1 protein-coding gene is annotated in these 555 nt (G+C 68.8%); it reads right to left on the bottom strand.

The annotated features are described in order from the left end of the window. The coding region (locus IE258_RS40900) for a DUF1254 domain-containing protein (RefSeq protein ID WP_189750853.1) at positions 1-555 on the bottom strand (555 nt) is incomplete at both ends.

The following is a 555-nucleotide window of genomic DNA, read 5'->3' on the forward strand; positions in this document are numbered from 1 at the left end:
GTGGAGCGGTGTCAGCCGGTACTGCCGCTGCAGCGCGTGGACGGCTGGGAGGTCCTCCTCGCCCTCGACGAGGGTGCGCCCGACGATCAGGACCCACGGGGTGGGGGCGGTCGCCGTGCGGCGCACGCCCTCCGGGAGGTCCCCGCTCCAGCCCGGGCCGATGAGGGCGAAGTCACCGGCCTGCGATCCGGTCGCCCGCATGCCCACGTAGTCGTAGTTGTCGGAGGTGAAGGCGACCAGTTCGAAGGTGAAGTAGCGGGCGCCCATGTCCGGATGCGAGAGAATGAGGGGCTCCTCCCGCAGGTCCGCCCACGCCCAGGAATACAGCGTGTCGATGTTGGGTGACACGCCCGCCCTGTCCGAGACGTCCCAGAGACCGCGCGCATGCCAGAAGTGGTTGACGGCCATGTAGGGCGTCGTTTCCGTCTCGGGCTTCTGGGTCACCCAACGGTGGCGAAGCTCTGCGTTGTAGAGGTAGGGGAAGCCGTAGACGAAGGCCTGCTGCCCCAACGTGTACGCGTACTCGCGGCGCCAGTCGTCCACCCGGCCGGTCAG

Origin of the sequence: Streptomyces tendae, assembly GCF_014650435.1 — a bacterium.
GTDB lineage: Bacteria > Actinomycetota > Actinomycetes > Streptomycetales > Streptomycetaceae > Streptomyces > Streptomyces tendae.